This is a genomic window from Brucella sp. NBRC 12950, assembly GCF_030268145.1.
Lineage (GTDB): Bacteria > Pseudomonadota > Alphaproteobacteria > Rhizobiales > Rhizobiaceae > Brucella.
The window spans coordinates 1-17,293 of record NZ_BSQC01000020.1; the positions used below are offsets into that span (position 1 = coordinate 1).

Here is a 17,293-nt window from a genome sequence, read left to right on the forward strand (position 1 = left end):
AGATGTCGGGCGAAGTGATCCTGATGACGCTGCTTGGCGGCATCGGTACACTGATCGGCCCTATCGTCGGCGCAGCCTTCGTAGTCGCTCTTCAGAACTATCTCGCAACCTCGGACTTCCCCGTGACAATCGTCACTGGTGTCATCTTCATGGCCTGCGTTCTGCTCTTCCGTAGAGGCATCGTGGGCGAGTTCTATGCTCGGTTCGAGCGAGGTAGAAAGCAATGACAATGGGAATGCTCATCTACGGCACCCGCGTGGCAAGCGAATGGATTGACTATAACGGCCATATGGCGGATTACGCCTATGGCATCGTGTTTTCGCACGCCGCCACAGCTTATATGGAGCGAATTGGCATTGATACAGCATATCGTGAGGCAACGGATGCCACGCTCTATACCTTAGACAGTCGTATCGGTTATTTGAAAGAATGCCATATCAACGAAGCGTTGAACGTTGAAGTGTCTATCCTGGATGCTGACTACAAACGTATGCATGTGTTTATGCGGCTGTTCAACGCGAATGGAGAAACATTAGCGCTCTGCGAGCAGCTTTTGATGCATGTGAGTAGAGCGAACGAAGTTCCACGGGCTGTCGATCTGCCGCAAGAAGCGCTTGAGTTTGTATTGGCGGACATGGAATATTCGAAGACCGTGGAAAAGCCGGAGTGGCTTAAAGGGCGTGTCGGTCTGCGAAGAAAGCAGTTTTAGACGTTTCATCGTCAGACGAACGTATGGCGATGGGAAAGCGAGTTTATCCGTTCGTGATCCTTCAAAGCGGAGAGCGAATGTTAGGGATGGCGGTCCGCGGCGTTTCCTATTTGCAATCGGCACCGCTGGTACCTCCTAATTAGTAGAAGTCAGGGGTGGGCATTCTATTTAGCTTTCTTCGCTACAGTATCAGCGCTGTTGCGTTTTGGTCTGTCCAAAAGGTTGTTGAATGCTGCATCCTCCGCGATATAGTGGGGCAAGCTTTTTGGTGGAATCGCGAGTGGAAGAGTATTCCAGTAGTGTCGTAGGAGGTTTCTTTGGGAAAGAATCCACCAGATCGAGGCGATAAGCCGCTTCCACATCGTAGGTCGCCTTCTATATGGCCCTATATCGTTCTGCTAATCCTCGCATTTTCAGGTGTATACGCGTATCACCAAATAACGATGATGATCGCAGATTTTGGGAGAATGGCGAATGACTTCGGCCAATTGTTCAAGTGGTTGTGGTCGTTCATTGGCGAAAAAGATGGTATGTAGATTCATTATCCCGGTACAGCGCTAATCTGAAAAAGAGAAACGCCTGCAAATCAGACCCCGATAGCTTAACAATGCTATCGCCAGCGAAATAAGAGATGCGTGGCGTCCGTCCCTGAGCCTGGTTCTTGTCGCGAATGGGACGTGATGGCGGTGGTCGGGCACATCAACTTTGTCAGCACGTCCTTACTCCGCTGTACGACGCCTGTCTGAAGAGTTGCCCATTATGGCAATATAGTCGTTCATCGGACACTAATACTTCGTGTCGCTATGAAGCTGGGAAGGTATCGCTCGATCTTAAATCTCGGATCGGGATGCCGTTCCTCGAAAAAGTGCGTCATCATGAAGCCGGCGGCGAGTTGCGCACCGATCTGAGACTGTAAGTCGTGCCCGAAAATAAATGGCTCTTTCCGTCTTATTTTCTCATTCAGCTCACGCGGGCCTAAATCAGTGAGGTCGGAATAGGGTGTTGGAAAGCGTAGACGAATGAGATCATTGTCATCGGTGGAGTGAGTGCGGTCGGCGATAAAAATCGCAGGATTAAAGAAACTGCTCATCAGCGCGCCCCCCGTGCGCAATACACGGCGGCATTGATGCCAGACTGGTTTGATATCCTGCACATACTGGTTCGATATCGGATGAAGGATGTAGTCGAAAGCACCGGTGGGGAGGGACGAGAGGTCACACATGTCGCCATGCACGATCGCAATCGACAGATCATCGCGGCGAGCAACCATCGCATCCTTGTTTAACTGCTCCTCCGACAGGTCAAAAACGGTTACTTCTGCACCCGCTGCAGCGAGCACCGGTGCCTGCTGACCACCGGCGGATGCCAGGCAGAGCACTTTCTTGCCTTTCACGTCACCAAGCCAATCGGAAGGCAATGGCTGCGGAGTGAGGTATATTTGCCAGACGCCTTGCTTTGCAGCCGCGATGACATGTTGGCTTACCGGTTGAGACCAGGGGCTGCCTTGTCGAGCCTGATGATCCCAAGCAGAGGCGTTGTGAGCGAGAATTTCAAAATTATTGAATTTTTGTTCCATGAAATCCATTCTTGCTCATCAAGGAAGTCGAAACTACCTTGCTTTTACCAAAATATACCGTGGAATTGCCATGTCGGAACCTCATCTCACTCTTGCCGATGTCGCAAGCGTCACGCAGCGAGATAATATCCGTGCGATAGAATGGCAGGAGGAGCAGCCGCGCACCACATTATTGCACTCACATTCGCAAGGGCAACTCATCGGCAGTCTTGCGGGCATGTTGTCAATCAGCACGCCGCTCGGTTGGTGGGTCGTGCCTACCTCACATGCAATCTGGATCCCACCTAACATCTCGCATGCGGTGTGCTCTCATGGGCCCTTCAGAGGATGGAGTGTATATGTCAGCGAACCTGATTGTGAAAAATTGCGTTCAATACCTCAAACACTGCGTGTCACAACCCTGTTGAAGGAACTTGTTCACCGAGTGGCGTTTTGGAATGAAAAGCCTCGGACGGAAAAACAGAAGCGGTTAGGGAGAATTGTAATTGACGAAATTGGCGATCTAGTCGAGGAGCCCTTAGGGCTCTCCAATCCAACCGACCCGCGTCTTCGACGGATAACTGACGCGATATTGGCCGATCTCGCAGACACGCGATCAGTCGAAGATTTGGCGAGGTGGGGAGGGATTTCACCACGTACGTTGGCGCGGCGCTTTCAAGCTGAAACCGGCTTGGGTATTGTCGCCTGGCGACAGCGAGCACGCACGCTAAAGGCGGTCACGATGCTCGCCGATGGCCTTGGGGTCACCACTGTCGCTTTGGATCTCGGTTATAGTAATGTCAGTGCGTTCATTGCGATGTTTCGCCGCGTAACTGGGCTGACACCTGGGGAGTATCACCATCGTCAACGGTGAATTCGATGGTCATCACCGCGCTTCCAACAATTTCCAGCCATTACCAGATGGGTCGCGAAAGCTTGCGTCGACGCCGCCGAAGCGGCTAATGGGCTCCTGGGTGAATTCGACGCCTTTTGCCGCCAAAATTTCATGCGCGGCGCGGCAATCATCAACGACCATCACCAGCGGCGGCATTGCACCCTTAGCGACGATCTCGTCAAGCAGATCTGAAGTTGCGCCGTCTACTGTGGGCGGTTGCGGCCGGAACAACCCGAGTTGGAAGCCGGGCTGGTCTGGAAGCTGGACTGTCAACCAACGATAGTCCCCGTTTTTTGCATCAGTGTGAATTGTAAATCCTAGTTTCCCGACATAAAAATCGAGCGCCTCTTCCTGGTCGCGTACATAAATGCCCGCCACCGCTATTGCTTGATTTGTAATTGCTCTGTCCATGACTGCTCTCCTGTTTGTCATAGACCGCGTTTAGCAGCCTTATCCTGTCGCCGCTTCTCCGAAACTGCTATTGTGAGGTCGGGACGTTGAGCCGCACTGACGAAGCAGTGTGGCACACGATTGAGTGGGGGCGTGCCCGCTCTTTCGCTGCTGCGGTGTTCGGAGGGGTTTTCACCTGTGATGTCGTGGAAAACGCGACCGAATGTGCCTAGGCTTGCCCAGCCAGTCTGAAACGCTATTTCGGTTACCGGCTCTTCGGTATCTCGCAGCATTGCCTTCGCGCGCTCGATCCGGCGGGAAAGAAGATAGCGATGCGGTGGCACCCCAAACGCCGTCTTGAACGCGCGGGCGAAGTGAGCCTCTGAGACACCGCTTACCTGTGCTAATCGTCGAACGGACCATGACTCATGCGATGCAGCATCCATTCTGTCCTTAGACCTCAGCAGGCGACGCAAGAGGGCTGGATCTTGTCTTTGATAATTCTTTTTCACCATTTCGCGACTTGCCGAGACCCGTGGTTGAAAATTCTGGTATGATAAGAAACTCGTACTTAATTACACGATCTCCCCTATAAAGACGTTCTGAATACATTTTTCAACGGACTTCCGTTTATTTGAAGCATGAAGATACGCGATAATTCGCTTGTCTTGGCGTCCGTACTCATGATTGCCATCAACGCTGATAATTGGTGATGATGTGCGGTCGTGCTGGCTGATTGGAGGACATTACGGCCGGTGGCGCAGTGCTGTCAGGAAATCTTGGACAGATGCTCGTAATGGCTCGTTTCGTCGATGAAAGGCGATTATTGAGACCGGCGGCAGATCGGAAATTGGCACTGAAACCAGACCCTGCATCGCGTAGTCTTTCGCGGTCATGGCATCCACTATACCAACTCCGCCACATGCGCGCACTAGGCTGCATACTGTCCCACAGAAAGGCACGACACAAACTGGGTCATAATTTAACCCTTGAGCGGCAAAAGCATTGCGAATAGTGCCCCCCATGGGTGACCAATCGGCATTATAACAAACAAGTGGATTTTTCGCGAGAATGGAGCAGCTAAGCGATTTTGACGTAGTCAGCGGATGGTCAGACTGCAGAACCGCCACCAACTGTGTCTGCCCCACGATATAGGAATGAAACTCGGCCTTTGGTGGTAAAGCCATTTGTAAACCGATGTCAGCTTCCTCTTTGCGTAAGTCCTCCTCAGGTGTGTGAACCCTTAAAAGCAGGCGCTGTTTCCAGTTATGATAACCAGCTTTCAACAGAACGGGCCCAATAAAACTCTCGACGAGCGCTGGTGTTGCCGAAACTGCGACTGGCCGTGACGCGCGATGGCGTAATGTCGATAGTTCAGAGCGCACGAGGGTATGCGTCGAAAAAATCGGCATGGAGAGCGCAAAAAGCTCATTTGCCTCGCGCGTAGGCTCAAGCCGATTACCGGTCCGATGAAACAGAGAGAAGCCTAGTCTGCTCTCCAGGCGTTTCAATTGTCCGCTGACACTGGGCTGAGATATTCCTAGTAAACGGGCGGTTTCTATCGTCGTCCCGACACGCATAAGCGTTCCAAACAGTTCCAGCTCGCGTAAATCCATTATCAGCCTATTAATAAGAGGTAGCTGATTTATTATTATCCTTACATGTGGTTGTTGTCTAATTTCTGCAGTAACGAAGCGGCGGCTATAAAAATAAGGGGACGCCGCTTTAGTGCAAGCAAATGGTGTAGGAGCACTCTCATGCTTTTCAAGATCGGCCTAAAGGGCTTTTTCCTTGCGTCTGTTTTTTCGCTTTCCGCCTTCACGGCACAAGCTGATCCACTGCGTGTCGCAATCGGTTTTGATCCCATTACACTCGATCCGATTGCAACCAGCGATAATGGTTCGATCTGGACCCAGCTGCTTATTTTTGACACGCTCGTTCGTCCGGATAAAACAGGCGAGAAGCTCGAACCAGGCCTTGCGGAAAGCTGGACTGTTTCACCAGATGGGTTGACGCTGAACTTTAAGTTGCGAGAAGCAAAGTTTTCTGACGGCACTCCAGTAACTGCTGAAGACGTCAAATTTTCTATTGAGCGCGCGGCCTCGAAAGAATCCGGTTGGGGCCGATTTTATCGCCCGATTACTGGTTTTGAAATTGTCGGCCCCCGTGAAATCACGATGAAGCTCGCCGAACCCTTCACACCGGCCTTCAACAATCTAGGGCTATTTGCGGCTGCTATTTTGCCAAAGGCACAGGTAGAAGCCAAAGGAGCAACTTTCTTCGATACGCCGGTTGGCTCAGGTCCTTTCATGCTGAAATCCTGGGTACGGGGCTCGAAAGTGGAACTGGCTAAAAATCCACATTACTGGCAGCAGGGCAAACCTTTTGTTGAGGAGGCACGTCTTGACGTCGTCACGGAACCTTCAGCGCGCGCCATCAAACTTGAGGCAGGCGAAGTTGATGTGGCGCTGGATCCACCGGTTAATCAATTAAAGGAGCTTGGCAATAAGGAGGGTATCAGTGTTGGCCAGACTATCCCTTATCGCGCCGACTTCGTACAGCTCAACACGACACGCAAACCTTTTGATGATGAACGTGTGCGTCAGGCCCTCAACTATGCGATCGACAAGAACGCACTGGTACAGGGTGTGCTTTATGGGGCTGGCAAACCCGCTGCATCGGCCATGCCTGTCATGGCCTATGCCGATCCGAACCTTGCTCCTTATCCCTATGACCTTGCCAAAGCCAAAGCGCTTTTGACGGATGCAGGTTATGCAAGTGGTTTTGAAGCACAGCTTGTTGTTGATTCAGGCGCTGCAACCAGCCGAAACGCGGCCATTGCGCTTCAAGCAATGCTGCAACAAATTGGTGTGAAGCTTAAAGTTCAGATGCTTGAGGGCGGCACGCAATGGGAAACAACCAAAGCAGGCAATTACGACATGTCGGTGTCTTACACGACATCCGACACGATTGATCCCGATCAAATCATTGGGTTTGTAGCCGTTAACCCGGAACGCGCCAACGCTTACCACACCCAGTGGAAGAACGATCGGCTCAATGAACTTTACACGGAAGAACGTAAGACCGTCGATGGTGAAAAACGCGGCGCAATGTTTAAAGAAATGATCAGTATTCTGCATGACGGAGCGCCATATATTTTCCTCTACCATCCTGCAACCGCTTGGGCGGCCCGCAACAATGTAAAAGGCTTTGAAGTATTGCCTACCTCAAATTTCCGTCTTGAGGATGTGAAACTGGAAAAATGAGGGATCAATATTCCTCGCGTTTCGCCCCTGCTGTCCGCGTTAAGACAGCAGGGAGCAATAATCCTGACGCGCAAAAAATGAACGGCACTTCGTAGCCTAGCCGCCGGCAATTCGGCAAGGTCTGACACTTCTAACGAGTTGTGCCATCCGCATCACGAAAGTCACTTTCGAATGCGGATCGACGCCAAAGTCAAACGTTAGCGAACACCATGATCTTTTCCATCTTAAAACGTCTGCTGATGCTGATCCCGGTTCTGTTAGGGATTACACTGATCAGCTTCCTGCTTTTGCAGATCGTGCCAGGTGACCCGGCTTCACGTGCAATGGGAACGCGCGCTAGCGCCGAGGAGTTGCAGGCAATGCGAGAACTCTGGGGGCTCGATAAGCCGATATGGATGCAGTATATCTATTTCCTGCGTGATTGCTTGACGGGCAGCTTCGGCGTTTCGATCTTTCACAAGCAACCAATTATTACGCTGGTAATGGAACGATTGCCTTTCACACTCGCGATTGTGGCTTACTCAACCATTATCGCGCTTCTGATCGCTCTACCATTTGCCATCACTGCCGCCATTTACCGCGGCCGCTTCATCGACAACGTCATTCGTCAGGTCTTTGTTGTGCTCATAGCTATGCCGCCGTTCTGGCTTTGCTATATGCTGATTATCTGGTTGGCACTCGGCATGGGCTGGTTTGCTACGGGCGGTGTCGGAACCGGCTTCTGGACCAATTTGAATAGGCTATTTCTGCCTTCTTTGGTTGTAGGCCTTTCAACCGCTGCTCTTATACAGCAGAGCTTGCGCGCAGCCCTGATTGATACGATGAAAGCAGACTATATCGACACCGCGCGCGCAAAAGGTCTTCGGCGTTCGGAACTTTTTCTCCGGCATGTTTTGCCCAACAGCCTTATTTCTACGATATCCATTATTGGGGTTCGGGTAAGCTGGATCGTCGGGGGTACTGTCGTAGTCGAGAAAATCTTTTCTGTACCAGGTCTCGGAAGCCTGTTGATCGACGCTATCGTTTCTCGCGATTTGCCAGTGATCCGGGGGCTGACAGTCTTTTTCGCCATCATGGTTGTGATTGTCAATCTGATTACCGACATCTGTTACGCGCTGGCCGACCCGCGCGTCAGAATGGAGTAGATCATGTCTATGCTCCGCAAACTTCTGCGTACCTGGTCTGGGGCGATTGGCATCCTTATGCTGCTCATCACACTGGCAGCTACAATCGTGACGCCGATATTGTCACCCTACGATCCCTTCGCACTCGATTTTGCGGGGGCAATGCAACCACCGTCTGCGCTCCACTGGTTCGGTACTGATAATTTCGGGCGCGATATTTTCACGCGCGTTCTGGCAGGGGCTGTATACGATCTGCGACTAGCGCTCATCTGTGTCTTTGGACCCATGATCATGGGGATTATGATCGGACTGGCTGCTGGCTATTTCGGTGGCATTGTTGATGCAGTTTTGATGCGGGTCACAGATATTGTTTGGGCATTTCCGTTTTACGTCCTTATTCTCGCGATAGTCGGGGTGCTCGGACCCAGCGAAACAAATCTCTACATCGCATTTTTCATCGTTAACTGGATCGGTTACGCACGCATTGTGCGCGGTGAAACTCTTCTCGTCTCGCGGCTCGAATATGTCGACGCCACCCGGGTTCTGCGGTTTGGAAAATTGCGCGTGATGCTGCGCCATATCATGCCGAATGTTGTTACGCCGGCGATCGTCTATTCTATGTCAGATGTTGTTCTCACGGTTCAGGCCGTGGCAGCAATGTCCTTTTTCGGGTTGGGTGTGCAGCCTCCCGCTCCGGAGTGGGGGCTGCTGATCGTCGAAAGTATCGACTATATGCGCGAGGCACCTTGGATGACCATTTTCCCAGGTTTGGCGATCGTCTGGATTGGCATTGCGTTCTCGCTGCTGGGCGAAGGATTGGCCACAACATTGAAGCCGAAGGGGTAAGTCATGAGCCTTCTTTCTGTCCGTGATCTCATGACCGAGTTTAATAGCCCATCGGGTGTCGTGCGTGCTGTCGATGGCGTCAGCTTCGATGTCAATCCCGGCGAAATCTTCGGAATAGTGGGAGAATCCGGCTGTGGAAAATCAGCCACCTGCCGCTCGATACTGCGTCTTTTTGGTGGAGCTACAGCTCGGGTCAGTGGTGGTCAGATATTGCTTGAGGGTGCTGGCGATCTGGTTGTCAGAAATGAAGGCGAGATGTCAAAAATCCGCGGACGCGATGTTGCCTTCATTTTTCAGGATCCGCTAACTGCTCTTAATCCTACAATGCGCGTCGGTAAGCAGATCAGCGAAGTTATACGCCGTCATAGAAATGTCAGTAAAAAGGAGGCCCGAGAGGCTGCGCTGCAGTTGTTGCGGGATGTTCACGTAACGTCGCCCGAACGCCGACTTGACGCCTATCCCCATGAGCTTTCCGGAGGCTTGCGCCAGCGTGTGGTTATTGCCATGGCGCTGGCGCTGCGGCCGCGCTTGATCATAGCGGATGAACCGACAACTGCTCTTGATGTTACGGTGCAGGACCAGATACTGCGGCTCTTAAAAGAGCGCCGTGACAGCCTTGGTGCTTCAATCATCCTGGTCACCCACGACCTCGGTGTCGTCTCGCAGATATGTGATCGTATGGCTGTGATGTATGCAGGGCGTATCGTGGAAACGGGCAAAGTTCGCGATGTCCTCGACAATCCGTCACATCCCTATACCAAGGCATTGCTTGCAGCACTTCCGGGGCAGGCCGCCCGTGAGCAAGAGCTCATCCCAATCCAGGGAACCCCACCAAGCCTCGTCAATCCACCTGATGGTTGCCGGTTTGCACCCAGGTGTTTCCAGGCTCAACCCCGGTGTTCTGTCGGTCAACCGCCGGCGTTGGAGTTACGTGGCAACTCAACGCCGAGCCATCTTGACGCTTGCGTTTTGAACGAGGTTGCCAATGTCAGTGCTTGATTTTCGAAATATTGAAAAAAAGTTTCCAGTCAAACGCAGTCTCCGGGATATCATTACGAACCGGCCGCCAGTCAGTTTGCACGCTGTGCGAGGTGTGGATCTTGCTATCGAGCAGGGCGAAATACTGGGCATTGTCGGGGAATCGGGATGCGGCAAGAGCACTCTGGCGCGGTTAGGAGTCGGACTTCAGCCAGGCAGCGCAGGTGAGGTGCTGTTTCATGGCAAGCGGCTTGAGGGGCCAGACCACGATGGCAGGATCCAAATGGTTTTTCAGGATCCGTATTCTTCGCTAAATCCCCGCATGACTATCGGCGCGCAACTCGAAGAAGTGATTTCACATTATAACCGCGATATTCCAGCAAGAGCGCGAAGGCAGCGGGCGCTTGATGTTCTTGGGGAGGTCAATCTGGTGGTTGAGACGGCGCTGAAGTTTCCGCATGCCCTGTCGGGTGGCCAAAGACAGCGTGTCTCTGTGGCACGGGCATTATGTGCCAATCCGCAGGTTCTGTTTGCCGATGAGCCAGTTTCGGCCCTTGACGCCTCGGTTCAGGCGCAGATCATAAATCTTATGAAACGGCTCAACAAAGAGAAGGGCCTGACCATAATTTTCATTTCCCATGACATGAATGTGGTGCGCTATTTGTGTGACCGTGTTGCAGTCATGTATCTGGGCGAAATTGTTGAATTGCAAGATAGTGCCGCTTTGTTTGCATCACCCCGTCATCCATATACAAAGGCATTGATTGCTGCGGTGCCGGACGTGCGTCGACCGCAGCCAACGGGTGAGCCAATCAGTGGTGAGATCCCTGACCCCTTCGCTGTACAGCAGGGGTGTCGTTTTGCGACCCGGTGTCCGATTTCCGAGAAAAAATGCGAGCAAAATCAAACTATGCATCTTCTTTCGAGTGGCGGGTCGGTTCGCTGCTGGAAAGCTGAGCGCATCTAAATCTTGAATGTTATGATAGGAAGAATATCCAGTGTTCTTTGAAGATAATTCTGACTGGTCCCGTCGGTGTGAAACCATTGCCAGCCGCCTGACACACACGTTCACTGACCGCGGATTGCGGGCGGAGAATTTTGGGTTTGTCGCATTGCGTCAAAAAGGAGCCAATGAAAGGCCTGATGGCTTTTCATATCGTGGTGACTGGCGTTGCTATCCGTGCAGCCTCGTGAAGGCTTTCCATCTTGTCCATGTGCTCAACGCCATTGATCGCGGAACTGTCGCAGATCATGCAGAACTGTCGCGCGCCATGCGCGATATGATCTTGTGGTCATCCAATACTGCAACCAATTATGTTATCGATATTATTACCGGTACGACCGGCGATACGTTGCTTGAAGGCGGTCAATTTGACGAGTGGCGTGGAAAGCGCGAGCAACTTAACCACTTTTTCTCACAACTGGATTGGCCCGAATTTGAAGCGTGCAATATCTCACAGAAATTGATGGACGATGTGCGTTATGGGCGTGAGGCACAATACGCAGGACGTGGCGGAGAAAACCTGAACGCGCTGACGCCGCTCGCGGCGGCACGACTGTTCAGCGCGCTTTTTTCAAGCGAAGCTCCGCTCTCCGCATCTTCCGAAAAAAGGGCTCAGCAGATTCTGCTGCGCGACCGCAGCAGTGCTGAAGCAAAACAGCCACATTTTCAGGTTGAGGAGTTTCTTGGCGGCGGAATCCCTGCAGAGGCACAGATATGGAGCAAAGCTGGGAAGAACACCTGGACCGGTGATCCGAACGCCTCCTATTACAAACATGATCTGATCCGTGTCGCAATTCCTGGAAGCGCACCTGTAATTGTTTGTTTGATGACGCAAGGCAAGGAAATATGCGAAGAGTTCCCCGAGGCTTTCCCGGCAATTGGGAAGCTGATGTTTGAAACTTTGCTCAACAATTGATGGGTTGAGCAAAGGAGACCGTGCTACGCATCGTAGGGCAGCTACAAATGCCGACAGTGTTCGTTGAAATTCTTACCGGCTACAACAGAAGACTTATCGATTAGGTAAGCCCCTTCAGCGCTAGTAGTTCTTGTGCTGTGGCCTCGTCAGTGATGAGCACCTTGGCCTTCGTCGTTAAGATGCTGGCCCGAATGATCTGGGCCTTACGAACGCCGCCAGCCGAGATGATTACTTTTGGCACTTTGCGTAGTTGCGTTGGGTTGATCGCCATGGCGCGTTTGTTGATAGGATGGTCAACGATATCGCCATCCTCATTGACAAATTGGCACAAAACATCGCCGACAGCGCCTGCATGCTGCAAGCTGTCAGCATCTTGCGACGTCAACAAGCCGCGTCGGAAGATCGATGCCTGTTTGCTGACGTCAGCAACGCTCAAAACTGCGAGGTCAATATCTGAGACCTTACCTTTGAGTGCTTTCAAATCTTCGATCTCCCACAGCTCATTGGCCAGCGTTACCTTGGGAACAAAAACTGGCGCAGTAATCTGAAAGAGCTCGGTCTTATAAAACTCAGCCAAGCGCCAAGCAACTGCAGAGGGGTTGTCCGCCATGGAATGTGTCAGCCCACCAAGTAGCGAAATAACTGTCAGGTCGCTTATTTCACGCCATTTTAGATGACTCATGCAAGCTTGCAGCGTCGCGCCCCAGCCGACGCCAATTGTCAATCCGTCCTGCAGGCGGTCAGAAAGATAACGCCCAGTGGCATGACCGATCACGGCAGAGATGCTTGCCTCAGCCTGATCGGACGATGGCACCACGATGGCTTCAAAAAGCCCAAGGTGCTTCTCCAGTGCACGTTGGAGGCGGATGAGTGGTTCGGCGTGAGAGTTCAGAGAAATCTGGACAATGCCCTCATCACGGGTAGCGGCCAAGAGCCTGAAAGCCTTGATCCTGCTGATATCAAGGTGCTGTGCGACCTGCTCTTGCGTTAGCCCTTCAATATAATAGAGCCACGCGGCCCGAAGTTTCAGCTCGTCCTGATCTGCCTGAAACTTAGTTTTCGCCTTAGTGCTGCGGGCCATTATCCTACCTTTTTCGTCTTCCATTCCGGAAGGCTTATCCACTCATCTATAGGCAATAATGATGCAATAATTACCTTCACGTCAAGAATTGTTTGAAACTAGAAATGAACAAAAATATTGTTCTTGCAAAGAATGTACACATAAATCATATGTCTCGGCATAAATTGTCGGCCTCTCCGTAGGAGATGCGTTTTCAAGAGGTGGAAAATGCGAATACTGATTTCAAACGACGATGGCATCGATGCTTCCGGTATTGCGATACTTGAGAGTGCCGCCCGTCTGTTAAGTGATGATGTTTGGATCATTGCGCCGGATGGAAATCGTAGCGCAAACGCACACTGCGTGTCGCTGACGCATGGGTTTTCGGTCAACAAGCTTGCAAGCAGGCGTTACTCCTGTACGGGCACCCCGGTAGATTGCGTGATTGCCGCTATTCACTGGGTGTTCCGTGACCAGCAAATGCCAGACCTTATATTGTCAGGTATCAATGCGGGCCGGAATGTCGCCGAAGATGTATCATACTCAGGAACAATGGCGGTGGCACGTGAGGGCGCACTGAACGGAATAGCCTCGGTTGCCTTCTCGGCACCACGCGATTGCGAGGCGTTCGATGCGGATGCATTGGCATGGCTTGCCAGCCATATCCGTAATTTTTGGGAAACCAGAAACGAATGGTCGCATGATGGTCACTGGCTGAACGTAAATCTGCCTCGTAAGCTGCCGGCTCCATTGGCAATGGCTGAAATTGGCCGCGACAAAAACCTGAAATATGTAAATCTGTTTGAGGAAACGGAAAACTCGGTCAGGATACAGCCACTGGCCGATCGTGATTACACATCGAACGGTCTGGATGAAAATGCGCTGATTGATGCCGGCAAGGCCAGCGTAACCAATCCGAATTGGTTTGGTCACTCGAAAGTGCCGGAGTCAGTAACTGCGCACAAGCCCCGCTGATATCGAACCTAGAAAAATGCCCCCTAGCAGAGACTAGAGGGCATTTCTTTTTTACATTTAACCTTCTGGATTTGCGCGCTTATCCACCAATAAGCGGATATACCTCCCTAATCATCTCTTCGAGGTGGTCGTTGGCAAAGCCTTCGTGCTTCAGCACCTTACTTTCAACGCGCCCATCATCAAAAAAATGATGTTCCATATAGCCGACTTCGCGTGTCCCGCCCATTTCTGGGACAAGTTCGTCTGTTGTTGTAAACGCAATGGATGAGCACCATTCAAGATGAACATTGCCGCGCTTTGATGAACGCTGCTGATGCAGATGGCCGCTCGCGATCAGGCGCAGCTTCGGATGATTTATTAGGTCTGCGAGCCGACCCCAGCCCTTAGGATCGACAGTCCAATAAGTAAGTTCAGCGATGTCTGTGTTGTCGATATAGATCGGCTGATGCGAGAATACGGCGAGGTAACGGTCACCCGATGTTGCGATCTGCTCATCGAGCCATGCATACTGTTCTGTTTCCTGTGGCAGGCCGGAGCCGATCAGCATTGAACTTATGCCAATGATCCGCCAATTGCCTTGATCGATCGTCCAGCGGTCGGCACCGAAAAAATCTGCAAACCGCGCATAGCGCGCCTGATTGATTGCGCTGCCATTTTCACTCTCGGGTTTTGAAAGCTTTGGATTGTCGCCGACGTCGTGATTGCCTGCGAGAAAATGGATGGTTTTGCCGGATTCTTTGAAGAAATCCCTGCATAGCGCATAGTCCTCGACGTACCGAATGCCGTCCAAAGTGACGTCACCAGTATGGATGATGAAGTCATGGTCTGATTCTGCAAGCGGCTCTGCAAGCAAACGGTTGTTTTCACGGAAATGCTCGGTCCGCGGTGATAGATGCGTGTCTGAAATCTGTAATATGCTGAATTTGGACATGTTCGCTTCCTGAATGAATGACTCTTGGCCTTATAAAACAAAATTCGTACAAAAGTATTGACGGAGACTAAAAAGTTCAATAATTTTTTTGCTGGAGGAGATTGGTTTCTTAGGTTTGTGCCAAAGTGTCGCCAGTCGAGAGCTGCCTATATCGATCCGGTATCAAAGGCAGGTTTATGCATTGCATCGGGAGGAACTCGAATGTCGGGAATTGAGATCGTTAATCTCAACAAGAAGTGGGCGACATTCCATGCGGTTAATGATGCCAACTTCACCGTGGAGCCCGGCACGCTAACTGTCTTGCTGGGGCCGTCGGGTTGCGGAAAGTCCACCTCGTTGCGACTGATCGCAGGGCTGGACACGGTAACATCAGGCCAAATTATCATCGGCGGTAAAGACGTCACCAACGCTGCGCCGGCAAAGCGTGGTCTGGCTATGGTATTTCAGTCCTATGCATTGTTTCCGCATCTCACCGTTGCAGAGAACATTATTTTTGGTCTTCGGGTCCGTAGAGTATCTGCTGGCGAGCGTGACCAGCGACTGAAGCGCGCTGCGGATATACTGGGTTTATCACATCTTCTTCACCGACGGCCGTCGCAGCTTTCAGGTGGACAGCAACAGCGTGTTGCGTTGGGCCGCGCGATTGTCGCCGAAGCCTCTGTTTGTCTGATGGATGAACCCCTTTCCAATCTTGATGCACAGCTGCGTCACGATATGCGCAAAGAAATTCGAAACTTGCAGCAGCAACTCGGCATGACGATGGTCTACGTAACCCATGATCAGATTGAGGCGATGAGCCTTGCTGATCAAGTCATTCTGATGAAAGGCGGCAAGATCGAGCAGAAGGCTAAGCCTTCGGAGCTCTATTTACAGCCTGCGACCACGTTTGTTGCCCGCTTTATCGGGACGCCACCAATGAACATCATCCGCGTTGCAGATTATGACGGTAAGGCTGCAATCAGCGGGGATCCAAAAGGGCCTGCGATTTTGAGTGAGCCGGCGAAGGGCGTTGTAGTTGGATTGCGCCCAGAAGAAATTCGTGTGGCGGAGAATGGGGGCGTGAAAGCTTCTATTGAAGCGATCGAGTATCATGGAGCAGACAGCATTCTCGAGTGCCGGGTGGGGGATCAGTCTTTACAGGTGCGTATTGAAGGTATCCGTCGCTTAAATCGGGGCGACAGCGTCGCTCTGACATGGGCGCCGTCCGCAGTGCATGTGTTTGATGAATCCGAAGGCCATCGTGTCGAGCGGACAGCATTAGCCATTTAATCAGAAAATGATCGGGGAACGATCATCCCTTGGGAGGAGAGAATTATGAATTTGCGGGTAAAACGATCGCTAACGGTCTTCGCTACATGTGCGATGCTGTCGGTTGCTGGTGGGTGGGGGAGCGCTCAGGCTGAACCTGTCGAGATCAGTTTTTATTATCCGGTCGCCATCGGTGGTCCGGTGACGAAAATCGTGGAGGATTTGATCACCCGGTTTGAAGGACAGCACCCTGACATCAAGGTGAAGCCAATTTACTCCGGTACTTATCCGGAGACATTGAGCAAATCTCTGACGGCATTCAAATCCGGTCAGGCCCCTGAAGTTGCAGTTATGCTCTCTACGGACATGTTCACTTTAATTGATGAAGATGCCATCGTTCCGTATGATGATCTTGCGACCACTGAGGATGACAAGGCTTGGCTCACGGGGTTCACGCCAGTTTTTATGGTCAACAGCAAGAGTGACGACAAAACATGGGGCGTGCCTTTCCAGCGCGGAACGACCGTGTTTTTCTGGAACAAGGAAGCTTTTAAGGAAGTTGGGCTAGATCCGGAAAAAGGTCCACAGGACTGGAAAGAAGTTGTTGATTTCGCAACGAAGCTCACAAAACGTTCCGCTGATGGAAGCACGGCGCGATGGGGAATGCAGGTACCGTCATCGTTGACGTCGTATTGGCTATTACAAGGATATGTCGCCCAAAATGGCGGTAAGCTTGCGGAGCCGGATGGGAAGACGGTCTACTTCAATGCGCCAGAAGTTGTCGAGGCCATGCAATATTGGGTAGATCTCGCTCAAAAACATAAGGTGATGAAGACAGGCGTGATCGAATGGGCGACCAACCCGAAGGATTTCTTCGAAGGCCGCGCTGCTATGATCACCACCACCAGTGGCAATCTTACCAATGTGAAAAACAATGCGCCATTTCCGTTCGGTGTGCAGGTACTGCCAAAGAACAAATCCTTTGGTGCACCAACCAGTGGCGGCAATGCGTACATTTTCAATGTAGATGATAAAGCAAAGCAGCAAGCCGCGTTCCAGTTTGTGAAATGGCTGTCGTCCGCTGACCAGGCTGCGGAGTGGAGCATCAAGACAGGTTATATAGCGGCCCGTGATGATGCATGGGAAACAGACGCCATGAGGAAATATGTAGAAGAGTTCCCCAGCGCAAAGGTCCCCCACGACCAGATTCCTTACATGGTCCCAGAACTTTCGACTTATGAAAATCAGCGGGTCGCTCGCGTCATTGACGATGCGATCGAGGCTTCGCTAACGGGTAATAAGAGCGTCTCGCAAGCGCTCGATGATGCGCAGGCCGAGGCCGAGCGGATCCTCAAGCCCTACCAGTAACTCTGTCGGAATGAGAGCTTCGTATGCCA

17 protein-coding genes and 1 pseudogene are annotated in these 17,293 nt (G+C 51.8%); 12 read left to right on the plus strand and 6 right to left on the minus strand.

What is annotated here, in order from left to right:
- Both QSJ70_RS24640 and QSJ70_RS24645 read left to right on the plus strand, forming a co-directional pair.
- Positions 1-227 (plus strand): annotated as a pseudogene (locus QSJ70_RS24640) (branched-chain amino acid ABC transporter permease); the annotation flags it as partial.
- 2 nt (positions 228-229) lie between these two features.
- Positions 230-709 (plus strand): thioesterase family protein, encoded by a 480-nt coding sequence (locus tag QSJ70_RS24645; RefSeq protein ID WP_285540472.1) that lies wholly within the window; start codon positions 230-232, stop codon positions 707-709.
- A 775-nt stretch (positions 710-1,484) separates the two neighbouring features.
- Here the strand turns inward: QSJ70_RS24645 and QSJ70_RS24650 are convergent.
- Positions 1,485-2,294 (minus strand): class I SAM-dependent methyltransferase, encoded by an 810-nt coding sequence (locus tag QSJ70_RS24650; RefSeq protein WP_285540474.1) that lies wholly within the window; start codon positions 2,292-2,294, stop codon positions 1,485-1,487.
- Here QSJ70_RS24650 and QSJ70_RS24655 point away from each other — a divergent pair.
- The gene (locus QSJ70_RS24655) at positions 2,284-3,138 is read left to right on the plus strand and encodes an AraC family transcriptional regulator (RefSeq protein WP_285540476.1); all 855 of its coding nucleotides are present in this window, start codon (positions 2,284-2,286) and stop codon (positions 3,136-3,138) included. The two genes, QSJ70_RS24650 and QSJ70_RS24655, sit on opposite strands and share 11 nt — an antisense overlap.
- A gap of 12 nt (positions 3,139-3,150) precedes the next feature.
- Here the strand turns inward: QSJ70_RS24655 and QSJ70_RS24660 are convergent, their stop codons facing one another.
- From QSJ70_RS24660 to QSJ70_RS24670, 3 genes are all read right to left on the minus strand, one after another.
- Positions 3,151-3,570 (minus strand): VOC family protein, encoded by a 420-nt coding sequence (locus QSJ70_RS24660; protein ID WP_285540478.1) that lies wholly within the window; start codon positions 3,568-3,570, stop codon positions 3,151-3,153.
- A gap of 17 nt (positions 3,571-3,587) precedes the next feature.
- Positions 3,588-3,995, minus strand: coding sequence for a helix-turn-helix transcriptional regulator (locus tag QSJ70_RS24665; protein ID WP_252349282.1), 408 nt, complete (start codon positions 3,993-3,995; stop codon positions 3,588-3,590).
- Positions 3,996-4,295: 300 nt separating this feature from the next.
- Positions 4,296-5,165, minus strand: coding sequence for a LysR family transcriptional regulator (locus QSJ70_RS24670; protein WP_285540481.1), 870 nt, complete (start codon positions 5,163-5,165; stop codon positions 4,296-4,298).
- 141 nt (positions 5,166-5,306) lie between these two features.
- Here QSJ70_RS24670 and QSJ70_RS24675 point away from each other — a divergent pair, with 141 nt between their 5' ends.
- From QSJ70_RS24675 to QSJ70_RS24700, 6 genes are all read left to right on the plus strand, one after another.
- A complete protein-coding gene (locus tag QSJ70_RS24675; protein WP_285540483.1) occupies positions 5,307-6,815 on the plus strand; it encodes an ABC transporter substrate-binding protein in 1,509 nt (502 codons plus the stop codon).
- 209 nt (positions 6,816-7,024) lie between these two features.
- Positions 7,025-7,960, plus strand: coding sequence for an ABC transporter permease (locus QSJ70_RS24680; protein ID WP_215781400.1), 936 nt, complete (start codon positions 7,025-7,027; stop codon positions 7,958-7,960).
- A gap of 3 nt (positions 7,961-7,963) precedes the next feature.
- Positions 7,964-8,785: an ABC transporter permease gene (locus QSJ70_RS24685; RefSeq protein WP_285540487.1), complete on the plus strand. Its 822-nt coding sequence runs from the start codon at positions 7,964-7,966 to the stop codon at positions 8,783-8,785.
- A 3-nt stretch (positions 8,786-8,788) separates the two neighbouring features.
- Complete coding sequence (locus QSJ70_RS24690; RefSeq protein WP_285540489.1) at positions 8,789-9,784, plus strand: ABC transporter ATP-binding protein; 996 nt, start codon at positions 8,789-8,791, stop codon at positions 9,782-9,784.
- Positions 9,771-10,730, plus strand: coding sequence for an ABC transporter ATP-binding protein (locus QSJ70_RS24695; RefSeq protein WP_285540490.1), 960 nt, complete (start codon positions 9,771-9,773; stop codon positions 10,728-10,730). Before QSJ70_RS24690 ends, QSJ70_RS24695 begins: the two co-directional genes overlap by 14 nt.
- 31 nt (positions 10,731-10,761) lie before the next feature.
- On the plus strand, positions 10,762-11,682 hold the full coding sequence (locus tag QSJ70_RS24700; RefSeq protein WP_285540492.1) for a serine hydrolase: 921 nt from the start codon (positions 10,762-10,764) through the stop codon (positions 11,680-11,682).
- A gap of 100 nt (positions 11,683-11,782) precedes the next feature.
- On the opposite strand, the gene QSJ70_RS24705 is transcribed toward QSJ70_RS24700, so the two are convergent.
- The gene (locus QSJ70_RS24705; protein ID WP_285540494.1) at positions 11,783-12,763 is read right to left on the minus strand and encodes a sugar-binding transcriptional regulator; all 981 of its coding nucleotides are present in this window, start codon (positions 12,761-12,763) and stop codon (positions 11,783-11,785) included.
- A 207-nt stretch (positions 12,764-12,970) separates the two neighbouring features.
- Between QSJ70_RS24705 and QSJ70_RS24710 the strand changes: the two genes are divergently transcribed.
- Complete coding sequence (locus QSJ70_RS24710) at positions 12,971-13,717, plus strand: 5'/3'-nucleotidase SurE (protein WP_285540496.1); 747 nt, start codon at positions 12,971-12,973, stop codon at positions 13,715-13,717.
- 79 nt (positions 13,718-13,796) lie between these two features.
- On the opposite strand, the gene QSJ70_RS24715 is transcribed toward QSJ70_RS24710, so the two are convergent.
- Positions 13,797-14,648 (minus strand): metallophosphoesterase family protein, encoded by an 852-nt coding sequence (locus tag QSJ70_RS24715; RefSeq protein WP_215781411.1) that lies wholly within the window; start codon positions 14,646-14,648, stop codon positions 13,797-13,799.
- A gap of 201 nt (positions 14,649-14,849) precedes the next feature.
- On the opposite strand from QSJ70_RS24715, the gene QSJ70_RS24720 reads away from it, so the two are divergent.
- Positions 14,850-15,917 (plus strand): ABC transporter ATP-binding protein, encoded by a 1,068-nt coding sequence (locus QSJ70_RS24720; protein ID WP_285540499.1) that lies wholly within the window; start codon positions 14,850-14,852, stop codon positions 15,915-15,917.
- A 45-nt stretch (positions 15,918-15,962) separates the two neighbouring features.
- Positions 15,963-17,264, plus strand: coding sequence for an ABC transporter substrate-binding protein (locus QSJ70_RS24725; RefSeq protein ID WP_285540501.1), 1,302 nt, complete (start codon positions 15,963-15,965; stop codon positions 17,262-17,264).
- The last annotated feature ends 29 nt before the right edge of the window (positions 17,265-17,293 follow it).

Coding starts and splice junctions, on each gene's coding strand:
- QSJ70_RS24645 (WP_285540472.1), top strand. CDS start 230: ATGGGAATGCTCATCTACGGCACCCGCGTGGCAAGCGAATGGATTGAC.
- QSJ70_RS24660 (WP_285540478.1), bottom strand. CDS start 3,570: ATGGACAGAGCAATTACAAATCAAGCAATAGCGGTGGCGGGCATTTAT.
- QSJ70_RS24680 (WP_215781400.1), top strand. CDS start 7,025: ATGATCTTTTCCATCTTAAAACGTCTGCTGATGCTGATCCCGGTTCTG.
- QSJ70_RS24710 (WP_285540496.1), top strand. CDS start 12,971: ATGCGAATACTGATTTCAAACGACGATGGCATCGATGCTTCCGGTATT.
- QSJ70_RS24650 (WP_285540474.1), bottom strand. CDS start 2,294: ATGGATTTCATGGAACAAAAATTCAATAATTTTGAAATTCTCGCTCAC.
- QSJ70_RS24670 (WP_285540481.1), bottom strand. CDS start 5,165: ATGGATTTACGCGAGCTGGAACTGTTTGGAACGCTTATGCGTGTCGGG.
- QSJ70_RS24705 (WP_285540494.1), bottom strand. CDS start 12,763: ATGGCCCGCAGCACTAAGGCGAAAACTAAGTTTCAGGCAGATCAGGAC.
- QSJ70_RS24725 (WP_285540501.1), top strand. CDS start 15,963: ATGAATTTGCGGGTAAAACGATCGCTAACGGTCTTCGCTACATGTGCG.
- QSJ70_RS24655 (WP_285540476.1), top strand. CDS start 2,284: ATGAAATCCATTCTTGCTCATCAAGGAAGTCGAAACTACCTTGCTTTT.
- QSJ70_RS24715 (WP_215781411.1), bottom strand. CDS start 14,648: ATGTCCAAATTCAGCATATTACAGATTTCAGACACGCATCTATCACCG.
- QSJ70_RS24675 (WP_285540483.1), top strand. CDS start 5,307: ATGCTTTTCAAGATCGGCCTAAAGGGCTTTTTCCTTGCGTCTGTTTTT.
- QSJ70_RS24690 (WP_285540489.1), top strand. CDS start 8,789: ATGAGCCTTCTTTCTGTCCGTGATCTCATGACCGAGTTTAATAGCCCA.
- QSJ70_RS24685 (WP_285540487.1), top strand. CDS start 7,964: ATGTCTATGCTCCGCAAACTTCTGCGTACCTGGTCTGGGGCGATTGGC.
- QSJ70_RS24695 (WP_285540490.1), top strand. CDS start 9,771: ATGTCAGTGCTTGATTTTCGAAATATTGAAAAAAAGTTTCCAGTCAAA.
- QSJ70_RS24665 (WP_252349282.1), bottom strand. CDS start 3,995: ATGGATGCTGCATCGCATGAGTCATGGTCCGTTCGACGATTAGCACAG.
- QSJ70_RS24720 (WP_285540499.1), top strand. CDS start 14,850: ATGTCGGGAATTGAGATCGTTAATCTCAACAAGAAGTGGGCGACATTC.